Source organism: Maribacter sp. TH_r10 (genome assembly GCF_033101095.1).
Lineage (GTDB): Bacteria > Bacteroidota > Bacteroidia > Flavobacteriales > Flavobacteriaceae > Maribacter_A > Maribacter_A luteus.
Genome location: NZ_JAWMPY010000009.1, coordinates 144673 through 169538, shown reverse-complemented (window position 1 = coordinate 169538; position 24866 = coordinate 144673). Strand labels below are relative to the sequence as shown.

Annotated in this window: 23 protein-coding genes; 12 read left to right on the top strand and 11 right to left on the bottom strand. The window is 39.4% G+C overall.

The genetic code is table 11. The annotated features are described in order from the left end of the window. Positions 1-108 precede the first annotated feature (108 nt). The 7 genes from R3X28_RS17475 to R3X28_RS17445 form a co-directional block, all read right to left on the bottom strand. Positions 109-465: a Na(+)-translocating NADH-quinone reductase subunit F gene (locus tag R3X28_RS17475; protein ID WP_154368853.1), complete on the bottom strand. Its 357-nt coding sequence runs from the start codon at positions 463-465 to the stop codon at positions 109-111. Positions 466-553: 88 nt separating this feature from the next. Then, the gene (nqrF, locus tag R3X28_RS17470) at positions 554-1861 is read right to left on the bottom strand and encodes an NADH:ubiquinone reductase (Na(+)-transporting) subunit F (RefSeq protein WP_154368855.1); all 1308 of its coding nucleotides are present in this window, start codon (positions 1859-1861) and stop codon (positions 554-556) included. A gap of 2 nt (positions 1862-1863) precedes the next feature. After that, positions 1864-2610, bottom strand: a complete 747-nt coding sequence (gene nqrE, locus R3X28_RS17465) for an NADH:ubiquinone reductase (Na(+)-transporting) subunit E (protein WP_154368857.1) — start codon at positions 2608-2610, stop codon at positions 1864-1866. Between the two features lie 21 nt (positions 2611-2631). Next, positions 2632-3279, bottom strand: a complete 648-nt coding sequence (locus R3X28_RS17460; RefSeq protein WP_154368859.1) for an NADH:ubiquinone reductase (Na(+)-transporting) subunit D — start codon at positions 3277-3279, stop codon at positions 2632-2634. A gap of 1 nt (position 3280) precedes the next feature. Then, complete coding sequence (locus R3X28_RS17455; protein ID WP_317666038.1) at positions 3281-4030, bottom strand: Na(+)-translocating NADH-quinone reductase subunit C; 750 nt, start codon at positions 4028-4030, stop codon at positions 3281-3283. A gap of 2 nt (positions 4031-4032) precedes the next feature. Continuing rightward, positions 4033-5316, bottom strand: coding sequence for an NADH:ubiquinone reductase (Na(+)-transporting) subunit B (locus tag R3X28_RS17450; RefSeq protein ID WP_154368863.1), 1284 nt, complete (start codon positions 5314-5316; stop codon positions 4033-4035). A gap of 3 nt (positions 5317-5319) precedes the next feature. After that, positions 5320-6672, bottom strand: a complete 1353-nt coding sequence (locus R3X28_RS17445; protein WP_154368865.1) for a Na(+)-translocating NADH-quinone reductase subunit A — start codon at positions 6670-6672, stop codon at positions 5320-5322. A gap of 151 nt (positions 6673-6823) precedes the next feature. Here R3X28_RS17445 and R3X28_RS17440 point away from each other — a divergent pair, with 151 nt between their 5' ends. The 5 genes from R3X28_RS17440 to R3X28_RS17420 all read left to right on the top strand — a co-directional run bounded on the left by R3X28_RS17440 (position 6824) and on the right by R3X28_RS17420 (position 11750). After that, positions 6824-8068 carry a DUF5103 domain-containing protein gene (locus tag R3X28_RS17440; RefSeq protein ID WP_317666035.1) on the top strand — a complete coding sequence of 415 codons (1245 nt, stop codon included), beginning with the start codon at positions 6824-6826 and terminating at the stop codon, positions 8066-8068. Positions 8069-8096: 28 nt separating this feature from the next. Beyond that, complete coding sequence (locus R3X28_RS17435) at positions 8097-9230, top strand: DUF3667 domain-containing protein (RefSeq protein WP_154368869.1); 1134 nt, start codon at positions 8097-8099, stop codon at positions 9228-9230. Position 9231: 1 nt separating this feature from the next. Next, positions 9232-9624, top strand: a complete 393-nt coding sequence (gene apaG / locus R3X28_RS17430) for a Co2+/Mg2+ efflux protein ApaG (protein ID WP_154368871.1) — start codon at positions 9232-9234, stop codon at positions 9622-9624. A gap of 82 nt (positions 9625-9706) precedes the next feature. Further along, positions 9707-11335 (top strand): L-glutamate gamma-semialdehyde dehydrogenase, encoded by a 1629-nt coding sequence (gene pruA, locus R3X28_RS17425; protein WP_317666031.1) that lies wholly within the window; start codon positions 9707-9709, stop codon positions 11333-11335. A gap of 283 nt (positions 11336-11618) precedes the next feature. After that, positions 11619-11750 (top strand): hypothetical protein, encoded by a 132-nt coding sequence (locus R3X28_RS17420; protein WP_281351271.1) that lies wholly within the window; start codon positions 11619-11621, stop codon positions 11748-11750. 4 nt (positions 11751-11754) lie between these two features. On the opposite strand, the gene rsmG is transcribed toward R3X28_RS17420, so the two are convergent. Continuing rightward, positions 11755-12390: a 16S rRNA (guanine(527)-N(7))-methyltransferase RsmG gene (gene rsmG / locus R3X28_RS17415; RefSeq protein ID WP_317666029.1), complete on the bottom strand. Its 636-nt coding sequence runs from the start codon at positions 12388-12390 to the stop codon at positions 11755-11757. A gap of 108 nt (positions 12391-12498) precedes the next feature. On the opposite strand from rsmG, the gene R3X28_RS17410 reads away from it, so the two are divergent. Together R3X28_RS17410 and R3X28_RS17405 are read left to right on the top strand one after the other, a co-directional pair. Beyond that, positions 12499-13602: an acyl-CoA desaturase gene (locus R3X28_RS17410; protein WP_317666028.1), complete on the top strand. Its 1104-nt coding sequence runs from the start codon at positions 12499-12501 to the stop codon at positions 13600-13602. Between the two features lie 13 nt (positions 13603-13615). Then, positions 13616-14800, top strand: a complete 1185-nt coding sequence (locus R3X28_RS17405) for a pyridoxal phosphate-dependent aminotransferase (RefSeq protein ID WP_317666027.1) — start codon at positions 13616-13618, stop codon at positions 14798-14800. A 53-nt stretch (positions 14801-14853) separates the two neighbouring features. On the opposite strand, the gene R3X28_RS17400 is transcribed toward R3X28_RS17405, so the two are convergent. Together R3X28_RS17400 and trkA are read right to left on the bottom strand one after the other, a co-directional pair. Further along, positions 14854-16344 carry a TrkH family potassium uptake protein gene (locus R3X28_RS17400; protein ID WP_317666025.1) on the bottom strand — a complete coding sequence of 497 codons (1491 nt, stop codon included), beginning with the start codon at positions 16342-16344 and terminating at the stop codon, positions 14854-14856. Between the two features lies 1 nt (position 16345). Next, the gene (gene trkA, locus R3X28_RS17395) at positions 16346-17695 is read right to left on the bottom strand and encodes a Trk system potassium transporter TrkA (protein WP_154368883.1); all 1350 of its coding nucleotides are present in this window, start codon (positions 17693-17695) and stop codon (positions 16346-16348) included. Between the two features lie 251 nt (positions 17696-17946). Between trkA and ubiE the strand changes: the two genes are divergently transcribed. After that, positions 17947-18675 (top strand): bifunctional demethylmenaquinone methyltransferase/2-methoxy-6-polyprenyl-1,4-benzoquinol methylase UbiE, encoded by a 729-nt coding sequence (gene ubiE / locus R3X28_RS17390; RefSeq protein ID WP_317666023.1) that lies wholly within the window; start codon positions 17947-17949, stop codon positions 18673-18675. Between the two features lie 3 nt (positions 18676-18678). Further along, a complete protein-coding gene (locus R3X28_RS17385; protein WP_154368887.1) occupies positions 18679-19374 on the top strand; it encodes a porin family protein in 696 nt (231 codons plus the stop codon). Positions 19375-19424: 50 nt separating this feature from the next. On the opposite strand, the gene R3X28_RS17380 is transcribed toward R3X28_RS17385, so the two are convergent. Continuing rightward, positions 19425-20153 (bottom strand): RNA methyltransferase, encoded by a 729-nt coding sequence (locus R3X28_RS17380; protein WP_317666021.1) that lies wholly within the window; start codon positions 20151-20153, stop codon positions 19425-19427. A gap of 24 nt (positions 20154-20177) precedes the next feature. Between R3X28_RS17380 and R3X28_RS17375 the strand changes: the two genes are divergently transcribed. Genes R3X28_RS17375 through accD form a run of 3 tightly spaced genes read left to right on the top strand, consistent with a single transcriptional unit; the run spans position 20178 to position 24801 of the window. Further along, positions 20178-22787, top strand: a complete 2610-nt coding sequence (locus R3X28_RS17375; protein WP_317666020.1) for a BamA/TamA family outer membrane protein — start codon at positions 20178-20180, stop codon at positions 22785-22787. A gap of 59 nt (positions 22788-22846) precedes the next feature. Next, positions 22847-23914, top strand: coding sequence for a class II fructose-bisphosphate aldolase (gene fbaA / locus R3X28_RS17370; protein WP_154368891.1), 1068 nt, complete (start codon positions 22847-22849; stop codon positions 23912-23914). Positions 23915-23940: 26 nt separating this feature from the next. After that, the gene (gene accD / locus R3X28_RS17365) at positions 23941-24801 is read left to right on the top strand and encodes an acetyl-CoA carboxylase, carboxyltransferase subunit beta (protein ID WP_154368893.1); all 861 of its coding nucleotides are present in this window, start codon (positions 23941-23943) and stop codon (positions 24799-24801) included. Positions 24802-24866 lie beyond the last annotated feature (65 nt).

The window sequence follows — 24866 nt, the reverse complement described above, 5'->3', positions numbered from 1 at the left end:
GGAGTTTGACCACAAGAAATGAAGCCCAAAACAAAAATAATAGCGCATGAAAAAATAACAGATTTCCTTAACTGGAAAAACATTGCTGTTCTTTGCGGTCCCAAACTACTAAATTTCAATAAGTCCATCATATTCAACTAAATATTCCTCATTTAAGTATACAGGTAAACTGCGGTCTGACGCGTTATACAAACCTACACCTGCATAATAGACCTTTGCTTTATGCTTCTCGGCATGGTCTTTCATGTTTTGCATTAAACCCAAGTCATAAATTTTTGGGTCTTCAGGAAAAACCACATTGCGTACCACGACAAAATGCAATTCCTTATTTTTTAAACATACAAATTGGGGGTTCTTTTTAGGTTTACTGTTGACGCCCATAAATTCATAACCCTCAGCTTCGAGCTGCCGTCCCACGATGTTCATCGCCAGATTATGTAATTCTTGTGCAGTAAGAGCTTTCATGAATATACCGGTTAAATTAAAAAAACCTGACAGCTTTTGGAAACTGTCAGGTTCGGGTTTTATTTTTAAGATTCAAAGATTATGGACATTATCCTCCAAAATCATCAAATCTGATATTCTCATCTGGGATACCGAAATCCTCACCCATTTTCTGAACAGCCTTGTTCATCAACGGAGGACCACAGAAATATAATTCTATATCCTCTGGAGACTCGTGCTTGCTTAAGTAATTGTCTATAACACAATTATGGATAAACCCTACAAAACCATCCCCAGGTGCATCAATATCAGCTTTTACTTTCCAATTGTCCTCTTCCATAGGTTCGGAAAGTGCCAAATAGAATTTGAAATTAGGGAATTCCCTTTCCAACTCATAAAAATGCTCTAGGTAGAACAATTCCCTTTTGGAACGACCACCATACCAATAGGTAACTTTACGGTCGGTTTTAAGGGTTTTGAAAAGGTGATATAAATGTGAACGCATCGGTGCCATACCTGCTCCACCACCTACATATAACATTTCGGCATCGGATTCATTGATAAAGAACTCACCGTAAGGTCCTGATATAATAACCTTATCACCAGGTTTTCTTGAGAAAATATAGGAAGAAGCAATACCAGGATTCACATTCATCCAACCATTGGCTGAACGATCCCATGGTGGTGTGGCGATCCTTACGTTCAGCATGATCTCACGACCTTCCGCTGGGTAAGAAGCCATTGAATAGGCCCTTTCTACGGTCTCTGGATTTTTCATCACTAATGGCCATAGGTTGAATTTGTCCCATTCTGCCTGGAATTTATCCGGAGTCTCATGTTCCTCTGGGTGTGCCGTAATATCAATATCCGAATATTTGATCTCACATTGTGGAATCTCTATCTGGATATAACCTCCGGCTTTATAATTCATATCTTCAGGAATCTCGACAACGAATTCCTTGATAAAAGAAGCAACGTTATAATTACGTACCACGGTACCTTCCCACTTCTTAATACCGAAAACCTCTTCAGGAATGGTAATTTCCATATCCTGCTTAACTTTTACCTGACAGGCCAATCGCGCACCTTCATTCAATTCCCTTTTCGAGAAATGAGGTGTTTCCGTTGGCAAGGCTTCCCCACCACCGGACAGGACATGGCACTCACATTGTATACAGGTACCCCCCCCACCACATGCTGAAGGAAGGAATATTTTTTGATTACCAAGTGTTGAAAGTAAAGATCCACCGGATCCAACTTCAATTTTTTTCTCCCCATTAATGGTAATGGTTACCGGTCCTGAAGGTGAAAGTTTTTGCTTGGCAAACAATAGGATTGCGACCAAAGCCAATAATAGAATAAGGAACGAGATTACCGTAATAAGAATTGTTCCGCCTGTACTTGTAGCTAAAATCATTTTTACTTGTTTATAGCGTCATTATATGAGATCTCTTTTTCATCGATCTCCTTTTTATTTTCTTTTTTCCCTACTTCTTCGGTTTTAGCAGCAGTCGTTGTTTCCTCAACAGCGGCCTCTTCTTCGCTACCACCGGTCAACATACCACCAAAACTCTGGAAACCGATACCCATTAAACCGGTAATAATAAAGGTTATCCCCAATCCCCTCAGTGGGGCAGGAACATTTGAATACCTGATCTTTTCACGTATTGCAGCAATCGCCAAGATGGCCAAGAACCACCCTATACCAGAACTGACACCGTAATTAAATGCCAATCCCAATGTAGCGATCTCCCTAGACTGCATAAACAATGAACCACCTAAAATTGCACAGTTAACGGCAATCAATGGCAAAAAGATACCCAATGAGTTATATAATGAAGGTGAGAATTTCTCAACTACGATTTCCACCAATTGTACCATGGTCGCTATAGTAGCGATAAAAAGGATAAAGGATAAAAAGCTTAGGTTATAATCCGCATATTCAGGTCCCAACCAGGCCAAAGCCCCATCGCGAAGTAAATACTGATCCAATAACCAGTTCATAGGCACAGTAACGGCCAATACAAAAATAACGGCAGCTCCCAAACCTACTGCAGTTGCCACTTTTTTCGATACAGCCAAATAGGAACACATTCCCAAGAATACTGCAAACACCATATTATCGATGAATATGGATCTAAAAAATAATTCTATATGCTCTAACATGATATTATTTTTTTAAACTTATTAGTTGTCTTCTATTAACGCTTTGTTCCTAGAACGTTGTACCCAGATAATAATACCCACAACGATCAATGCCGCTGGAGGAATAATCATGAATCCGTTGTTTTCATAACCAAAGGCATATAGTCCGGTTTTGTTGATCGGGTTACCCAATACAGGAAAACCAAATAAAGTACCTGAACCTAAAAGTTCCCTAAAGAAACCTACGATTACCAAAATAATACCATAACCAAGGGCATTTCCTATACCATCTAGAAAAGACCTCCATGGTCCATTACCAAGTGCAAAAGCCTCGAAACGTCCCATAATGATACAGTTGGTAATGATCAACCCGACAAATACCGAAAGCGTCTTACTTAATTCATAAGCAAAAGCCTTTAAAACCTGATCTACTATAATCACCAAAGTGGCAACTACGATAAGCTGTACAATGATCCTTATTTTTGATGGAATGATATTTCGCATTAAGGATATAACCACGTTACCTATGCCCAATACAAAGAGAACTGAAATAGCCATTACAACCGAAGCCTTTAACTCAGCCGTAATTGCCAAGGCAGAACAGATACCCAATACCTGAATGGTAATAGGGTTATTATCCGCTAACGGGTCCTTAATTAAATTCGCATCTTTTTTTGAAAGTAGTGCCATATTATTTAACTCTAATCGTTTCTAAATAGTCCTTATAAAGATTTACACTTTCACTGATCATTGCAGATACTCCATTACCTGTGATCGTAGCCCCGGCAAGTGCATCGACTTCATTATCGTCCTTGGTTTCGTTCAAAGGATCATTATTACCCTTTGCCACGGCAATGCCCGCATATTTAGTACCATTCAAAATGGTTTCCCCAGCAAAATCATCCATGAAATAACGTTGCTTAATATTGGCTCCTAGACCAGGTGTTTCACCTGCATGATCAAAATAAACCCCTTGTACTACCATTTGGTCATCTAAGGCTACGAATCCCCAAATGGCATCCCAAAGTCCTTTTCCGCGCATTGGTATGATATAGAAAGTCTTTCCGTCTTTATCGCCAATGAACAAAGGTAATTTCCTTGTTTTACCTTCTTTGGCAGCAGTTGCTTGTTTTTTAAGGTCTATCAAATAAGCCTGATCATCTTTGGTTATCTTGTCCCCTTCTATAATCAATTGTTCTTTGATATATTTTGAAAACTCACCGGCAACCTTATCCGTAGGTACAAAGCTAACACTACCTTCGCCGACATTCTCATTGACCCCCATGGCATAAAGAATGTTCTGTTGCTTTTCCAAGCGTTTATTCTCATCGATCTTTCCACTCAAGGAAGAGGATAAATAGGCCAAAATCGTACCGACGATAACAACCATTATGGCTGCAAAAATTACCGTGTAACTGTTCTTTTCTGTATTAATTGCCATGACTAAACTGTTTCTGCTTTTAGTTCTTCCGCTTTTCCATCTGAATCCTTTGGTAAAATGGTAGCGTTCTTAAATCGTTTTAAACGTTTGTTGATATTGGCTTTAACCACATAGTGATCAATGGTCGGAGCAAATACGTTCATCAATAAAATGGCCAAGAACACCCCTTCTGGATATGCCGGATTGAAAACGCGTATCATAACTGACATAAAACCAATCAAGAAACCATAGATCCATTTTCCTTTATTGGTTTGTGAACCCGTAACCGGGTCGGTAGCCATATAGACAATACCAAAGGCCAGGCCACCTACCAATAAATGTTTCCAATATTCAAAACTCATTAAACCGTAGAAATTACTGGCTTCGGAAATGATTCCAAAATCAACTACAAGGTTAAAAATGTAACCCATAACCAAAGAACCTATAACGGCACTCAACATTATACGCCAACTTGCTATTTTACTAAATATCAAGAACAACCCTCCTAAAAGAATCAAGAATGTTGAGGTCTCCCCTACTGATCCCGGTATAAAACCAAAGAACATATCGGATATGGAATAATTTAGTTCAGCAAGATTGTTTTGGGCCAAAGCCCCTAATACCGTTTCACCGGAAATAGCATCCGCAGTCCCGGTTCTTTCAACCGCTTGGTATACCCAGACCTTGTCTCCACTCATCCATGTGGGATATGCGAAAAACAAAAAGGCACGTATAGTCAATGCCGGATTTAAAATGTTCATTCCGGTACCTCCAAAAACTTCTTTCCCTATAACCACACCGAATATAACGGCAACAGCCAACATCCATAACGGTGTATCAATAGGAACGATCAAAGGAACCAGCATCCCGGTAACCAAATACCCTTCTTCAACTTCATGGCCCTTGATGACCGCAAAAATAAATTCAACCAATAAACCTACGCCGTAAGAAACAACCACCAATGGTAGAACCTTGATGATTCCTATCCAAAAATTATCCCAGGTCAGGAAATTGCCCCAAACCGATAATTCACGTGGCACATTATTGGCAGCGTCAATTGCCGCATAATATTGATACCCAGCATTGAACATTGAAAAAAGCAACACTGGAATCAATGCCATGATCACCATATTCATAGTTCGCTTCAAATCATCCGCACCACGCACGTGGGCACCTGAATGTGTTGTATCATCCGGAGAGAACAAGAACGTATGAATCGCGTTGAACGCAGGTGCCATCTTCTTATCCCTGTAATGATGCTTTAGTATGTGCAGTCTTTTTTTAAAGGTCAGTCTTTTATCACTCATCTCTTAGCCTATTTCTTTATATAATAAATCCAATCCCTCACGAATGATTTTCTGATGGGGCTGCTTGGAAATGCAAATAAATTCAGTTAAAGCAAAATCTTCCGGAGCCACTTCGTAAAGCCCCAGTTGTTCCATTTCATCAAGATCTTTGATCATGCACGCCTTAAGCAATTGCATAGGAAAAATATCCAATGGGAAAACTTCTTCATATTGCCCCGTTACGACAAATGCCCGATGCTCACCATTGGTATTGGTATTTAGATCATATTTCTTTTTAGGGTTTAACCATGAGAATGTCAATGCCCTTGTAGTGGACACCTTATTGAAAACAGGTAGCGCCCATCCGAACATCTCATAATCGTCTCCTTCAGGAATGGCGGTTACGGTGTTGTTGTAATATCCTAAATGCCCGTCCGGTTTACTTTTGGCACCTGTCAATACATCGCCGTTGATTACCCTAAAATTATCATTGTTCACTCCACTACTATATAAGAAAGTAGAGATCTCCGCCCCTATTTTCGTTGTGTAGTATTTTGGGGACTTTACAGACGAGCCACCAAGCGCAACGATACGCTCCGCATTGAACTTTCCGGTCAAAAGCAGCTCCCCGATCATAACCAGATCCTGTGGCGAAACCGTCCAAACAACTTCACCCTTGTTGATAGGGTCCAATTTATTTATCTGGGTACCCACCAACCCTGCAGGGTGCGGACCTGAAACTTTATGTAATTCTATACCGTTCAATCCTGCCAATGGCGAATTTGAACTTGCCCCAACCGAAACATGCACTTTTCCCGGGGTTAATTTACCCAATGCAGTAATGGCAGCCTGCAGCTCTTTTTCCTTACCTTTTAAAACATAGTCACTATCAGCAGCCAAAGGGGCCGTAGTATAACCTGAAATGAAAATCGACTTTGGGTTCGCATCAGGATTCGCTATGATATCGTAAGGTCTTTGCTTAATAAACGGCCAACATCCTGTTTTTAACAAATGTGCCTTAACCTCGGCTGAGCTTGCCTTCCCGGCATCAAAAGTTCCGTGTTCAACGATTGCCTGTGTTTTATCGGCAAGTATCTTAAGAGAAAGTATTTTTCGCCTTGCCCCACGTTCAATCTCAACTAACTCACCACTAACCGGGGATACGAACAACATCACCTCATTCGCTTTATTGTAGAACAAAGGTTCGCCAGCTTTAACCTCAGCACCTTGTTTTACCAGCATTTTGGGTGTTATTCCGTGAAAATCTTCCAGGTGTATGGCATAAACGTTGCTTAAAACCGCCTTGGCTGTAGTTTGTTCGGCAGCACCGACCAAGTTAATGTTTAAGCCCTTTCGTATTCTGATGTCTTTAGACATAAATTGTAGACCTTAGGTTAACAAAATTTCGGGCAAAAATAGCATTTAATGGAAAGTAATCATAATTATCTCCTATAAATTTGGGCAATTCATCGATGTAAATTTGCTAGGTATGGTTTTTGTTTACCTTTACCATAAAATACATTGACTAATGCAGCTTTTTCTTAAACGATCCATACTACTGCTAATTACCCCATTTATGTTCGGCCAAACCATGGAGGAAGTCAATCCTCCCGAGAACATAAAATCGATCATTTTCAAAGGGGAAAACGATGACCAGTTCCCTGTTGTTCAAATCGGCGAATCCATTTTTTTGGAATTTGACGACTTATTGGCCAATGAACAGGATTATTACTATAAAATAATTCATTGTGATTATGACTGGAAACCTTCTAGGCTATTAAAATCCCAATATCTAAAAGGCATAGACAACCAACGTATCCTGGACTATGAAAACAGCTACACAACATTACAACCGTATTCCAATTACAAATTGACCATACCCAATGAAAATGTGGGGGTAAAGGTCAGCGGCAATTTTATCCTAGAAGTATACAATAGTGGCAACGACCTGCAGTTCTCAAGAAAGTTCGTAGTCTACAAAGACCTTGTTACCGTAAGTGGGGTCATAAAACGTTCAAGGGATTTTACTTTCCTCAATGAAAAACAGGTAGTTCAGTTTAATTTAAATCCCGGTAGCTTTAAATTGGTCAACCCTAAAAATGAAGTCAAAGTGGCCATCCTTCAAAACTACCATTGGCCAACGGCATTGTTCAACATAGCCCCACAATTTACCATGGGCACTGAACTTGTTTATAAATACGATCAGGAAACCGCTTTTTTTGGAGGGAACGAATATTTGAATTTCGACACAAAGGACCTTAGGGTATCAAGTTCGGAAATATCACATATTGAAATCGGCGATCTATACCAGCATTACCTTTTTCCCGATACGTTCAGGGCAGACAAACCTTACACTTACTACCCGGACATTAATGGCGATTTCGTTGTTCGTGCCCTACAAGGGGATGATTCATCACGAGAGGCCGAATACACCGAGGTTCATTTCAGCGTACCCTATAACCCTGTCGTTGGATTGGACAATGTGTATATCTACGGTAAATTCAATAATTATGCATTGACCCCTGAAAATAAAATGACCTATAACGAGAACAATGGTATGATGGAGGGCATTTTAAAGTTGAAACAAGGATTCTATAACTACAAATATGTTGTTGAACGGGATGATGAAACCGTTGACCTGAATCCTATGTCGGGTAATTTTCATGTTACGGAAAACACCTACCTCATCTTGGTTTACTACCGTAACTTCGGGGATATCTTTGATAGCATTATAGGAGTGGGGTCTACCAATTCCCAAAATATCAGCAATTGATGTATATTTATCAACTTGAGTGTTGAATATGGGCAATAAACTGATTTCTTTTACAAAAAAAAGAGACGAACTTAAATACAGGGGAACCACCTGTAAAAATTGCGGGCACCCACTTGAACTTAGTGACAAGTTCTGTCCTAACTGCTCACAAGCGAACAGTGTTAAGAAGTTGACCCTTCGTGATTTTTTCGATGAATTTTTCGCAAGTGTCATTTCATACGACTCTAAACTCCTAAAAACCCTCTCTGCCCTTTTATGCCGACCAGGAAGAATAACAAAGGATTATGTTAACGGCAAAAGGGTATCCTATACCAATCCGTTCCGGTTTTTATTGAGTTTGGCCATCATCTATTTTTTAGCCATAAGTTTTAATAGCGATTTTTCGCAGTTGGACGACTATGCCATTGACGAAAAAGCCTCTTCGTTCATTGGTGACAACGGAACCCTTAATTTAAATTTTGGGGACAACGAACAACAAAACGAGTTGTCACAAGTAATGGATTCTTTGAAAATAGCGGACAATATCCTTAAGATCTCCGAACGGATAAAGAAAAGGGACTCTATTATTCTGAGCCACCCAACGAGTAGTTTCAACACCTACCAGGACAGTACTTTTGGGAATCGTTTTTCCGGAAAGTATAAAGTCATCAGCCTCCTTATCAATCAAAAAGAGGTAAAATCGTACAGCAAGTTATTGGATGAATACGATATTGAGGACACCAATGAAAACAAGATCGTTTTCAATACGGCCAAGAGCGTAAGCAAGTTTTCCAAGCAACCAGGAAGCTTTTTGAACGAGCTGATTTCAAAACTGCCTTTCGCAACTTTTTTCTTTTTACCGCTATTTGCCATCTTCATTTGGCTGGTTTACATCAGAAAAAAATATACTTATACCGATCATCTCATCTTTAGCTTTCATAATCAGTCTTTGTTATTTATCTTGCTCATTATTAGTTTCTTGGTAGACTCTGTTTTTAAGGTGGACAGCAACGGGATCTTTATTACCATTTTTTCCGTCTATCTCTTTATGGCAATGAAAAGATTCTACGAACAAGGAACTCTTAAAACAATAGTTAAATATCTTTTTTTGAACACTATTTTTTTTATTTTAGCTGGCATTTCAGTAATTCTACTGTTCACTGGGAGCTTAATAACATATTAGAATGAGGACGATAACACAAGTAACGAAAGGCATAAAAATATCAGTGAACACAAGTTTTGAAGGTACGTTCTTCAAAAATTACAAAATGCATTTCGCTTTCGGGTATACCATTACCATTGAAAACCAAAGCAAGGACCTTGTTCAATTGAATTCCCGCCATTGGCAAATCTACGATTCCTTGAATGAGATCGAAATATTGGATGGCGAAGGAGTCATCGGCGAAAAACCAGTAATAAAACCAGGAGAGTCGCACACATACAATTCAGGATGTTTATTGGCCTCGACCATCGGAGCCATGAAAGGACATTACAACATGATGAACCTAGAATCTTCCGAAGAGTTCAGGGTTTACATACCCACTTTTAAATTCAGCGCACCTTTTGCCTTGAATTGATTCTCTTTTTACAGAATATTTAGTTTTTTATCCATTCCCAAATAAGTACCTTTGGGCAGTTTTCAATTTAAAAAATACAACTATGGGTAAAGGTTTTTTTCAGGTTCCAACGGCCATTAATGAGCCGATCAAAAGTTATTCTCCCGGAAGTCCGGAAAGAAAAGAAGTACTGGAACAGTATAAAACATATTATAACGGAAACGAGGATATTCCATTTTACATAGGCGACTTAGAAATCAAAACAGGGAAGACCAGAACTATTTCCCCACCACATGATCATAAGCATATTGTTGGCCAATATCATTTGGCAGAAAAACAACATGTTGAAAAGGCCATAAAAAATGCGTTGGCTTCACGTAAAGCATGGGCCGACCTTACTTGGGAGCAAAGAGCGGCAATATTCTTAAAAGCCGCAGAATTGATTGCCGGGCCTTACAGGGCAAAGATCAACGCCGCCACTATGATCGCCCAATCAAAAACTATACACCAAGCGGAAATCGACGCAGCTTGCGAGCTTATTGATTTTCTTAGGTTCAATGTGGAATATATGTCCCAAATCTATGAGGAACAACCAGATTCTGCCGAAGGTATTTGGAACCGTGTTGAATATCGACCATTAGAGGGATTCGTTTATGCCATAACACCATTCAATTTTACGGCTATTGCGGGTAATTTACCGGCAAGTGCCGCCATGATGGGTAACGTTGTCGTTTGGAAACCTAGTGATAGTCAAATTTTTTCGGCTAAAGTTGTGATGGATGTATTCAAGGAAGCCGGTGTACCTGACGGTGTCATTAATATGGTATATGGCGACCCTGTCATGATCTCAAAAACAATAATCGACAGTCCTGATTTCTCCGGACTTCATTTTACGGGATCCACCTATGTTTTCAAAGAATTATGGAAACAGATCGGAAACAACATCCACACTTATAAAACCTACCCAAGAATCGTAGGTGAAACAGGTGGTAAGGACTTTATCCTCGCCCATCCGACAGCAAAACCCCAACAAGTTGCAACGGCAATTACACGAGGAGCATTTGAATTCCAAGGCCAAAAATGTAGTGCGGCCTCTAGGGTATATCTTCCAAAATCAACATCGAAGGAAATTTTGGAATTGGTAAAAAAAGATGTGAATACTTTCAACAAACCCGGTTCTCCTGAAGATATGACCAACTTTATTACCGCGGTAATACATGAAGGCTCGTTCGATAAGTTGGCGAAATATATTGACCAAGCCAAAAAGGACAAAGAAGCGGAAATCGTCGTTGGGGGCAATTATGACAAATCAAAAGGTTACTTTATAGAACCTACGGTAATACTGACTACTGACCCACATTACACAACCATGGAAACCGAATTGTTCGGCCCTGTCGTAACCGTGTACGTCTATGACGATAATGATTGGTCAGAAACATTGGAGTTAATTGATAACACCTCTGAGTATGCCTTAACAGGTGCCGTTCTATCAAAAGACCGTTACGCTATTGAAGAAGCAACGAAAGCCCTGCAAAATTGCGCCGGAAACTTTTACATAAACGACAAACCAACAGGGGCAGTTGTTGGCCAGCAACCTTTTGGAGGTGCCCGCGCATCAGGTACGAACGATAAAGCAGGTTCTGCCCAAAATCTACTTCGATGGGTCTCACCTAGACTGATCAAAGAAACCTTTGTGACCCCAGAAGACTATAGATATCCATTTTTGGGATAACACCCTATAATTATATCAACAAAAAATCCCTTACCAGTAAAATCAGTAAGGGATTTTTTTTATTCCCGTTTCCCATCTTTCGAAGGGAAGAAACCGAAAAATTTAAAAAAAGGCTACAATACCTTAAATCACCAAAACACATTTTATAATCATCAGTATATCAGTTAATTAAAAATGTTTTTATAACATTTATTTGGAACTAGGACAATTTGTATGTAAATTTAACGTTAAGTAATTGTAAATTAATAGCATTTTCAATGCGATCTAACTTAAAAATGGAATTATGAAGAGAGATAATAACAATACAGCAACCTCTACAGAAAACATGTTCTCTTATTTAAGTAGAGTACAACGATACATGAAAAAATATGCGGAAAATTGCCGTTATTCTTTCAACTCCATGTTATCGATTTAAAAAATCAGCCTTTAAACTTCATAGGTAAGTATACCACCTTCTTCGTATCATAGAATTCTTCGGTAAAATAATCGGACAATTCAAATATCTCTGCATTTCTGTAGTCTTTCAGCTCCTCTGATAAATCACCACCTTTTAAATAAAGGATACCGTTACGCCTTTCGTGTACGGATTCTTTCTTTATGCGTCCTTTTACCCAATGAACAAAGGTCGGCATAGCGGCAACGGCCCTACTCACAATAAAATCGAATTGGGCGTTCAATTCCTCAACCCTACTGTTAATAGGCGTTACGTTCTGCAATTGGAGACCCTCAACGACCTCTTCAACGACTTTGATCTTCTTTCCAATCGAATCTACCAGTGTAAATTTTGATTCTGGAAAAAGAATGGCCAAAGGGATTCCCGGGAACCCCCCACCGGTGCCAACATCCAATATTTCACTACCGGGTTTAAACGATTGAACTTTAGCAATACCCAATGAATGTAGTACATGCCGCAAGTATAATTCTTCGATATCCTTCCGGGATACCACATTGATCTTTAGGTTCCAATCTTTATACAATTCTTCCAATTGCACAAACTGATGTTGCTGATTATCAGATAAATTGGGAAAATATTTAAATACTATCTCAGCTTTCATGCTTATCTTTGTATTTGGCAAAAATAGTACTTAAAGAATTCCTAATTAACCAAAAGATTATAATTAATCTATTATCATTGCCTTATATTTACGAAAAGCTTACAACAAATGGATACAAAAACATTGCGATTCTCAAGAAAAGATTCCACCCAATTTTTCAAAACTTTAAACAAGAGAGTAAACGAATATTTCAAGGAAAACCATAAGAAAAAAACCGGCGACTGGCGATTACATCTAAAAACATTGGTCATGTTCGCTATGTTCCTTACACCTTATTTTTTAATATTGACATTAGGGCTTCCCAATTGGGCCAACTTACTATTGACCGTTGTTATGGGAACCGGAATGGCCGGAGTAGGAATGAATGTTATGCACGATGGAAATCATGGATCGTATTCTTCAAAAAAATGGATCAATAAAATTATGGGAGGTAGTATATACATCCTTGCCGGAAATGTCTATAACTGGCAGGTTCAACATAATGTTCTACACCATACATACACCAACATCCACGAACATGATGAAGATCTTGAAGCAGGACGCATCTTACGATTTTCCAAACATGCGGAATGGCATAAATACCACAAATTTCAACACTACTATTCCATTTTCCTTTACGGTCTATTGACCTTCAACTGGGCCATTACCACCGACTTTCAGCAAATGTACCGATATATGAAACGTAAACTTTCTTTTGGAAAGTTCCCGAATCCGGTGATCAACTGGAGTACCTTGGTCATTACCAAGACCATTTATGTAACCATTTGGATCGTATTACCCATGCTTATTTTGGATATTGCTTGGTGGAAAATCCTGATTGGATTTTTTGTTATGCATTACGTGGCCGGTGTAATATTGAGTGTGGTTTTCCAATTGGCACATGTCGTTGATGAAGCGGAAACCCCATTGCCCGATGAAAATGGCACTATGAAAAACACTTGGGCCATTCATCAATTGTTCACTACGGTTAATTTTGGAACCAAAAACCGTATCGTGAACTGGTTTACCGGCGGACTTAACCATCAGGTTGAGCACCATATTTTTCCGAATATCAGTCATATACATTACACAAATATTTCGAAAATTGTTAAACAAACTGCAAAAGAGTTCAATTTGCCTTATAATGAATATAAAACTACTAGAAAAGCTATAATTTCGCATTTCAAACACCTGAGGGAGTTGGGAAGAAACCCCAACTTACAGATACAGTAAATTTATACATTAGATGAACAACCATTTATCAGACAGAATTAACAATATGGCCACATCGGCCACATTGGCGATGGCTGCAAAAGCCAGGGAATTAAGAGGCCAAGGCAAGGATATTATTGGATTGAGTTTGGGTGAGCCCGACTTTAACATTCCCGATTTTATCAAAGATGCAGCAAAAAAGGCAATTGACGAGAATTACAGCAGTTATTCACCGGTCGACGGTTATGCTGACTTAAAACAAGCCATATCCAACAAATTCAAACGGGACAATAATCTTGAGTATGGGCTAAACCAAATCGTTGTATCCACAGGGGCCAAACAATCCTTGGCGAATATAGCCATGATAATGTTGAATAAAGGGGACGAAGTTGTTTTACCGGCACCTTATTGGGTCAGTTACAGCGATATCGTGAAACTTGCCGAAGGCGTACCAGTGGAAGTACCTACCAGTATAGACACCGATTTTAAAATGACGCCCGAACAACTTGAGGCTGCCATTACGCCCAAAACCAAAATGATGTGGTTCAGCTCGCCTTGTAACCCTAGTGGTTCTGTGTACAGTGAGGAAGAGCTCAAAGGATTGGCTGAAGTTCTTAAGAAACATCCAAATATTTATGTGGTATCGGATGAAATCTACGAACATATCAACTTTAGGGGTGGCCATGTAAGTATTGCAGGCATTGAAGGTATGTACGACCGTACCATAACAGTAAATGGGGTTTCCAAGGCATTTGCAATGACCGGATGGCGTATTGGATATATCGGAGCTCCCGAATGGATCGCCAAGGCCTGTACTAAATTTCAAGGTCAGAACACCAGTGGCGCCAATGCCATTGCCCAAAGAGCTACGATTACCGCTTTGGAAGCACCAGTGAGTAAAATACAGTTTATGATCGATGAGTTTCATAAACGAAGAGATTTGGTTCTTGGACTATTAGGGGAAATAGAAGGTTTCAACCTCAATGTTCCTGAAGGGGCCTTTTATGTATTCCCTGATATTTCCAGTTTCTTTGGAAAAACCTTGAACGGTACTAAAATCAACGATGCATCGGATTTTGCACTTTATTTATTGGAAAATGCGAATGTCGCCACAGTAACCGGTGCCGCTTTTGGTAACCCTAACTGTATTCGAATATCTTATGCCGCTTCAGAAGACGAATTAAAGGAAGCTATCTCAAGAATAAAAGCGGTCTTATAGAAATACAATCAATATATCTACAAAAAAACAACCCGCTAATGCGGGTTGTTTTTTTATACGTCTTTCCAAAAATACGGAGTCAAGATAATCAGTACGGTAAAAAGTTCCAATCTTCCTAAAAGCATTAGAAAACCGCACCACCATTTTCCCAACATCGGTAATCCGTTAAAATTACTTAGAGGGTGTAGTGACCCCAAAGCAGGACCTACATTACCCAATGATGAAGCCGCGCCACCCACAGATGATTCAAAATCCAACCCCAAGAAACTCAATCCCAAGGAACCAATGATGAACAATAACATATACAACACAAAAAATGCGATTACATTATAAACGATATGCTCCCTCACCGTCTTGTTGTTATAGCGTACGGGAATTACCGCATTGGAATGCAAGGTTCTCTTAAACTCCAGCAAACCGTTCTTTATAATCAAAAGGTGTCGCATTACTTTTATACCACCGGCAGTTGATCCTGCGGAACCACCAAGGAAAAACAAACCAAAAAAGAAAACTTTTACAAATGGGGTCCAGTTCGTGAAATCCGCCGTAACGAAACCAGTTGTGGTAATGACGGAAACCACTTGGAAAAGAGCGTGCCTAAAAGAACTTTCCGCTTCTCCATAAGGCATAGGATGATACTCGGAAACCGGAATATTGGCCTTAAAATAAACCACTAAGGCAACAACTATTGAAAACAATACTATAAAACCGAAATAGAATTTGAATTCTTCATCCCTAAGGACTCGCTGCACCTTTCCCTTAAATGCAAAATAGCTAAGTACAAAGTTGCTTCCTGCCAAAAACATAAAGAAAATAACAATATATTGTATTAGCGGCTCATTGTTCCAATAGGCCAAACTAGCATTTTTGGTTGAAAACCCGCCGGTGGACAGGGTGGCCAAGGAATGGTTCAAAGCATCGAAAAACGACATTCCGGCCAATTTCAACAAGATGGTTTCCGCGATGGTATACCCAACATAAATATACCACAAGCGTTTCGCGGTATCGGTAATTCTAGGGTGCAGTTTATCAGCACTTGGGCCGGGTGCTTCGGCCGCGAACAACTGCATGCCCCCAATACCCAATAACGGAAGTATGGCTATCGCCAATACAATGATTCCCATTCCCCCGATCCAATGGGTTAGGCTCCGCCAAACAAGAATACCTTCCGGCAAGACCTCGATATCATCCAAAATCGTAGCCCCTGTTGTGGTATAACCCGATATGGTCTCGAAAAAAGCATTGGTAACATCAGGTATAGCTCCTGAGAACAAGTAAGGCAACATTCCGGAAATCGACATTACGATCCAACCAAAGGTTACGATAATGTACCCTTCTTTTCGTTTTACCTCCTTCTTGTGATTTCTGGTAAAGTACATAGCCGTGGTACCAACGAACATAGATGTAATCGATGCCAAGGCAATATCCAAAGTTGCCCCATCCTTATACACCCCACTCATTATGGCAGCAAAGAGCATAAAAAGACCATTAAAGAGCAACAGTAGCCCCATTAAATGGAAAATAATTTTGGAATTCAACGACATATTAAAGGAATAAACGTTCAATTTTAGGTATAGCCTCAGGAAGACTACAAACCACTACCCTATCACCTGCCATTATCTTGAACCCTCCAAGGGCAATGATCCCTTTCCCGTTTCTTACAATACCTCCGATAGTAGCTTCACGGGGAAAATCAATTTCCCGTATTACCTTTCCGGCCACCCTCGAAGATGGTTTTACCTCGAATTCAAGAATTTCGGAATTGATATTGTTCAGTCTCATAAGCTCAACGACCTCCCCTTTTCGAATATGCCTGAAAATATGGTTCGCGGCCAATAGTTTTTTATTGATTAATGTATCGATACCAATTGAGTGCGAAAGCTGAAAATAATCCATATTCTCAACCAAAGCTATGGTTTTCTTAATGTTTTTGGATTTGGCAACCAGACAGGACATGATATTGGTTTCCGAGTTACCTGTTACGGCCACAAAGGCATCCATAGAATCCAAACTTTCTTCTTCCAACAACTCAACATTTCTACCATCCCCATTAATAACAAGTGCATTGGGCAGGTCATCGGCGAGATCAAAAGCCTTTTCCTTGTTCTTTTCTATAACTTTAACATTGAACTTCTTGGCACACAAGTCCCTTGCCGTTTTAAAACCAACCTTGCTACCGCCAAGTATCATCACGTTCCTGATTTCTTCTTTCTTTTTATTGGTCAGTTTATACAATTCATCAACGCCCTCCGGAGTTGTAATGAAATACACTTGATCACCTTCCTTGAAGACAGTATCCCCTCGGGGAATTACCGTAAACTGTGTACCCAATCGTTGTAGGGCAATTGGCATAAAATGAAGCTCTGGGAATATTTGGGCCGCTTCCTTGACCATTTTACCTACAAAGGGTGCCTTTTTCTGTAAAGAGACCCCAATCATGATCAATTCGCCCCCCTCAAACTCATAGGTATCATTAAAAGCCGACTTATTCAATAACAATTGAATCTCCGAAGCAGCTAGCTGTTCCGGGGATATCAACTCATCTATTCCCAATTCGGTAAAACGAATAAGGTCTTTATTATGGATAAACTCAGTATTCGAAATCCTTGCGATGGTTCGTTTGCATCCTAACTGTTTGGCCAACATACAAAAAGTAATATTGGTCGTTTCCGAAGAAGTAACGCCTATAACCAATTCAGATTGATGAACCTCTGCTTCCTGCAATAATGAAATCGACGTAGCATCACCCCTCAACACCTTAATATCCAGATGGTTATCAGCATACATTAAACTCTCTTTCTCCGTATCTATCAGCGTTATGTTCTGAGATTCGTAGGAGAGTAATTTAGCTAAGTGAAAACCCACTTCACCTGCACCGGCAATAATAATTTTCATTGATTACATGTATTGATTTCACAGTTAAGAACATCATATCTTAATTGCTTTTCAAATAGAAATATTTTAAGAAGTAATACGCCTAACAAACAGCCCATTGAATAAATATATGCATAAAATGCGCGACAAAATTACATTTTTTTTAGGTTCATCCCCATTTTAAAGGTTGAATAGTTTAACACCTATACGGTTTCATAATAAAATAAAAGCCAAACTATTACCTAAATCGTATCTTTGCCCAAATTTTTTCAATGACCAAAAAAGTAACTCCATATCAAGATTCAGAACTTGGGAAAAAAGAGCAGGTAACCCAAATGTTCGATAAAATTTCGGGAAATTATGACGGACTGAACCGTGTCATTTCATTTGGAATAGATATTAAATGGCGTAAAAGGGTAGTGGCCATCCTGAAGAAGAAAAAACCGAATATGTTATTGGATATAGCAACAGGAACAGGGGACTTGGCCATTAATCTTGTCGATACCGGTGCAAAAAAAATTATTGGTTTGGACATTTCTCCAGGAATGTTAGAAGTAGGCAAGCAAAAAGTACTGGATAAAAAACTGGCCAAAACCATTGAAATGATAGTGGGCGATAGCGAAAACCTTCCTTTTGAGGATAATACTTTTGATGCGGTTACTGTCGCTTTCGGGGTTAGAAATTTCGAAACCCTTGAAAAAGGCCTTGAAGAAATTCGTCGGGTACTGAAACCTAAGGGCACATTCGTTATCTTGGAAACCTCGGTCCCTACCAAAACACCTTACAAGCAAGGGTATGGTCTTTACACAAAATACATACTGCCCAAGATAGGTAGAATATTCTCGAAAGATGATTCTGCCTATGCGTATCTTAGTAAATCAGCCTCAGTTTTTCCACATGGACAAGAGTTCAACAATATTTTACGTAAAATCGGGTTTATAGATGTAGTGAACAAACCGCAAACCTTTGGGGTTGCATCTATTTACATAGCCACAAAATAAACTATGAAAAAATTTATATTGATCCTGATCGGAATGACTTTCCTGAGTCAACCGATAATGGCGCAATTTAATGAGGATCCCATCATAAATTTGGAGAATGAGGATGAACCTTTCTTAAATTGGGGATATTATTTAGGTTTTAACCAATACGATTTCAAATTTGATTATAAGAATGATGCCAAACACATTTTGGTCGATAAATCATTTGGATTCAATGTGGGGCTTATTGGCGAAATGCGCATCAACGAATTCTTGGATGTTCGTTTTGAACCGGGACTATTATACAACACCAGAACTTTAGGTTTTCCGGGGTTCACCGAAGAAAGTGATGCGATCAGGGAGGTTAAATCTACCTACATCAATTTTCCTTTACTTCTGAAAGTCAACACCAGAAGATTAGGGAACTGGAAGCCATTTTTAATCGGAGGCGCTTCAGCTTCCATGAATTTAGGGAGTAACGAGGATAGCTTGGATGACAACTCGACCGGTACGTTCCGAATGAAAAAAATGGTCTACAATTATGAATTGGGTTTCGGAATAGATTTTTACTTGGAATACTTTAAGTTTACACCGTCTATAAGAGGTGTCTTCGCCATTACCGACGAACTTGTTCCCGATAACGACCCTGATAGCCCATGGACAAGTAATTTGAACGGCATTCGAACCAGAGGATTATTTATCAACTTCACTTTTGAGTAATGGTGATTATCAGAAAAGACAACTGGCCGATTTGACACCAAATCCCCCCATCACTTTTCCGATCTTCTTATTTCATTCAAAAAGATGGCAGTAGCGGTGGCCACGTTAAGACTCTCCGTTTTTTGACCACCGAATTGTGGAATGGTTATTTTATGGTTTACCAAATCTGCGATTTCCTTAGAGATACCGTTCGCCTCATTTCCCATTACCAAAATCCCTTTTTCGGGCATTTTTGTTACATGTACATTTTCCCCATCCATAAATGTACCATAAACCGGTAGTTCGGAAGATTTTATAAATTGGAGTAAATCGGTATACACTATATTGACCCGGGTAATGGAACCCATCGTTGCCTGTAATACTTTTGGGTTAAAACAATCGACCGTATTTTCCGAACACACCAGTTGCCTAACTCCGAACCAATCACAAAGCCTAATTATCGTTCCCAAATTTCCCGGGTCGCGAACATCATCCAAGGCCAAAATCCATCCTTGTTCTTCTATTGGTTTTACCAAGGGAAATTTAAATACCCCAAGAACTTTATTCGGGTTCTTCAGGTTACTTATACGTTTAAGATCGGCCTCCGAAACCAACTCAACATTTACTTGTTCGGCACTGACCAGATCATTGTCAATTGTATACACTTTATGGGCCTCGAAATTGGAGCCCAAAAGCTCCCTAACCGTCTTAATACCCTCTACCACGAACATTCCATGTTGAATTCGGTACTTTTTTTGCTGTAAGCTTTTTATAAACTTTATTTGGCTTTTACCAACCATTGAAATAATGTATTTTTGATTTCTATGAGAATAGTGTTTCGTATTAAAAACCCCAGCGCTAAAATAAGCCTATTATTTTTTGCCATAGCACTTGCCTCATGTAATACCTTGAAGCGGGTAGACGAAAATGAACTGCTTCTTACCAAGAACAATATTTATGCGGATGATGAAAAAGTGAACAATGAGGATATACATAGCCTTATAATCCAGAATCCTAACAGCACTTTATTAGGCTACCCATTAAGATTGAACCTCTATAATCTCGCAAAACAAGATCCAGATTCATCCTTTCAAAATTGGTTATATAAAAAAGAAAAAAGAAAGGACCGGTTGGTACGATTACTTTCCGAAAAACAAGTCGATAGACTAGGCGAATCTTTTTTGGTCAAAGGATTGAGCGAATGGCTTAAAAACATTGGGGAACCTCCTTCTATCATAGACACCTCCAATACCAGAAGGTCTTTGGAAAGACTAAAGGCCTATTACAGTAGCAAGGGGTACTTCAACAACAATACCACCTATGAAATCGATACACTTAGACGCTCCAAAAGAGCGGAAGTCGATTATAAGGTCACCCTGGGCAACCCATACATGATCGATGGTATAACGAATAAAATATCCTCGAAAACCATTGATTCCATTTATCAATTACATAAATCCGAATCTTTAATAAAGGACGGAGAACAATTCGACCTTGTTGATTTTGAGAATGAACGCCAAAGATTGACCTCGATTTTCAGAAATACGGGAATACGAAATTTTCAGGAAAGCTCTATCAATTATGCCATTACCAGAGACTCCACTAAGGCAGGGAACGACCAGAAAATGAGTGTCGATATGAATATTGACAACCTAAGACTTAGAAACAACAATAATGTCTCTACTTCTGAATATAAGATAGAAAAGTTCAAAAAAATAAACATTTATACCGACTTTATACTCAATGGCGAAGAAACAGGTAACAATGTTATCGACTATGACGGGTATACCATTTATTATAAAGATAAATTAAGGTATAAACCCAAAACATTGGCCGATGCCATCTTTTTTGAAAAGGACAGTATATATAGGGAAATGAACCGGTCAAGAACCTATAGACAAATTACGAACCTGAACGTTTTCAAGTACCCCTCAATAGCCTTTGAGACCGATAGTACACAAACTGGGCTTACGGCCAATATATATTTGACCGAGCGGCCCAAGTACTCCCTGGGTATGGATTTGGACGTTTCCCATTCCAACATTCAACAAGTCGGTTTAGCTTTTAGTCCGTCATTACAGGCCAGAAACCTTTTTAAAGGGGCTGAAAACCTAAGTTTAACAGGAAGGTTGAATGTAGGATCGTCTAATGATGAAAGTATAACCGCAACAGATAACCGTTTTTTAAATCTTTTGGAGTTTGGCGCAGACATCAACCTAACCATTCCCCGAATATGGTTCCCTTTTATCAATACCAATAAAATAATCCCGAATTACTCCCTACCCCAAACCAGACTCTCCCTTGGGACCAGTTTCCAGAAAAATATTGGGCTGGACAAACAAACCTTGAATAGTATTTTAGGATATAATTGGTCTCCCAACGACCTTAAGAAACATAGCATTGAACTTCTGAACATACAATATGTGAAAAATGTAAACCCGGATAGGTTTTTCTATGTTTACGAAAACACCTATGAAAGTTTGGACGAAATTGCCGATTCCTATGATGATGCGGACGAATACCCAGAACTTACGACATATTTTGAGACTTCTGACGACAGTGATGACCCCGAATTGACCATACCCAATGGAGCCAATGATTTTATAGACGCAATTATTGATGGCGATATCTCTTCTTCGAGTGATGACTATGACGATGTTAGAGGTATTAAAGAAAGAAGGGACCGACTTACGGAAAACAACCTGATTTTCGCTACGAATTATACCTACAACACGAATAATAAAGCTGGGATTACCGACAATAGTTTTCATCGGTTTCGCTGGAAAGTCGAAAGTGCCGGAAACTTCCTTTCAGCATTGACCAACATTATTCCTTTCAACGAAAACAGTGATGGGGACCGGTTGGTTTTCAGCGTGCCCTTCTCCCAATACATTAAAACTGAATTCGACTATATTAAATATTGGGACCTAAGGCAATCTAAGGTGTTGGCCTTTAGAAGTTTCTTTGGTATCGCCATACCATATGGCAATTCTGACAATATTCCCTTTGTTCGTAGTTATTTTGCCGGGGGATCCAATGACAACAGGGCATGGAACCCGTATTCCCTTGGTCCTGGAAAAACCGATGAAACCAATGATTTTAATGAAGCTAACCTAAAGTTGGCCTTGAACCTGGAATATAGGTTCCCTGTAGTAGGTGACATTAAAGGGGCGATTTTTGCCGATGCGGGAAATATATGGAACGTTTTGGACAGTGAGGATGACCCAGACAAAACTTTCAACGGTATTGAATCCTTGGCCGATATTGCCTTGGGTACCGGTTTTGGTATTCGATATGATTTTACATACTTCTTGATTCGTGTAGATTTAGGCTTTAAAACCTATAACCCTGCCGAAGAAATTTCAAAAAGATGGTTCAGGGATTATAATTTTGCAAATTCCGTACTACAAATAGGCATAAACTATCCCTTTTAGACCTAATTATTTATTACTTTTGCACTTCACTTTTTAAGAAATCTAAATACTATATAATTATGGCCCATAACATAAAGCCAGGTGTAGCCACCGGAGATCAAGTTCAGGAAATTTTTAATTATGCAAAGGAAAAAGGATTTGCCATACCAGGCGTTAACGTTATAGGTTCTGACACCATTAACGGCGTATTGGAGACCGCAGCAGAGTTAAACTCACCGGTTATCGTTCAATTCTCTAACGGTGGTGCCCAGTTCAACGCAGGAAAAGGATTATCAAACGAAAATCAACGTGCTGCTGTCCTAGGTGCAGTTGCCGGAGCAAAACACGTACATCAATTGGCCGAAGCATATGGTGCTACCGTTATTCTGCATACCGATCACTGTGCAAAAAAATTATTGCCTTGGATCGATGGTATGTTAGATGCCAGTGAAAAACATTTTGCCGAAACTGGAAAACCTTTGTTCAGCTCACATATGATCGACCTTTCCGAAGAACCTATTGAAGAAAATATCGAAATCTGCAAAGGGTACCTTGAAAGAATGAGCAAAATGGGAATGACCTTGGAGATAGAATTGGGAATTACCGGAGGTGAAGAGGATGGTGTTGACAATTCAGACGTTGACGATTCCAAACTATACACCCAACCAGAGGAAGTAGCTTACGCTTATGAAGAGCTTTCTAAAGTTAGCCCTAGATTTACGATTGCTGCCGCTTTTGGCAACGTACATGGTGTTTACAAGCCCGGTAACGTAAAATTGACTCCGAAAATCCTTAAGAACTCCCAAGAATATATCACCAAAAAATACGGTGTTGAACACAATCATATCGACTTCGTTTTCCACGGCGGTTCAGGATCTTCAGTTGAAGAAATTAGGGAAGCAATCGGTTATGGTGTAATTAAAATGAATATCGATACCGATTTACAATATGCATTCTTATCCGGGGTTAGGGATTATGTTCAAGATAAAAAAGACTATCTTCAATCCCAGATCGGCAACCCTGAAGGTGCAGATGAGCCAAACAAAAAATATTATGACCCAAGGGTATGGCTACGTGAAGGGGAAAAAACCTTTGTTGCCCGATTGAAAAAAGCGTTCGAAGATTTAAACAATGTAAATACTTTATAAAAGTAGTTCAACCCAATATGGAAGATATGTCGTTGTGGTTTAAAAGAAAGGAAAAAGGAATTCAGACAGCTACTGAACAAAAAAAGGACACACCAAAGGGCTTGTGGTACAAGTCCCCAACAGGTAAGATAGTTGAATCCGAAGAATTGGCAAAGAATTATTACGTCAGTCCTGAAGATGATTATCATGTTCGAATCGGTAGTAAAGAATATTTCGAAATTCTTTTCGACGACAATAAATTCACCGAATTGGATGCCAAATTACATGCAAAGGACCCTCTTAAATTTACGGATACCAAAAAGTACACGGATCGCTTAAAAGCGGCCCAAAAGAAAACCGGTCTTAAAGATGCAGTTCGTACGGGGTATGGCAAATCCTTAGGAAAGGATATCGTCATCTCTTGTATGGACTTCAACTTTATCGGAGGTTCAATGGGAAGTGTTGTTGGTGAGAAAATAGCAAGAGGGATCGATTATGCCATTAAGAAGAAAGTTCCTTTTGTCATGATCTCGAAATCAGGTGGCGCCAGAATGATGGAAGCTGCCATTTCTTTGATGCAAATGGCAAAGACCTCGGTGAAATTAGCACAATTGGCAGAGGCTAAGCTTCCATATATATCTTTGTGTACAGATCCAACGACCGGTGGTACCACCGCATCGTACGCGATGTTGGGTGACATCAACATTTCAGAACCCGGTGCATTGATCGCTTTTGCAGGTCCACGTGTAGTCAAGGAAGCCACAGGTAAAGATTTACCTGAGGATTTCCAAACTGCCGAATTTGTTCAAGAACATGGTTTCCTGGATTTTATAACGCATAGAAGGGATTTAAAGAAAAAAATAAATCTTTATATCGATTTGATTCAGAACAATCCAGTTCGTAAATAAAAAACCTTTTTTAACCGAAAATATTATTATCTTTGCGCCCTGATTGAAAATCAATCGGATACATA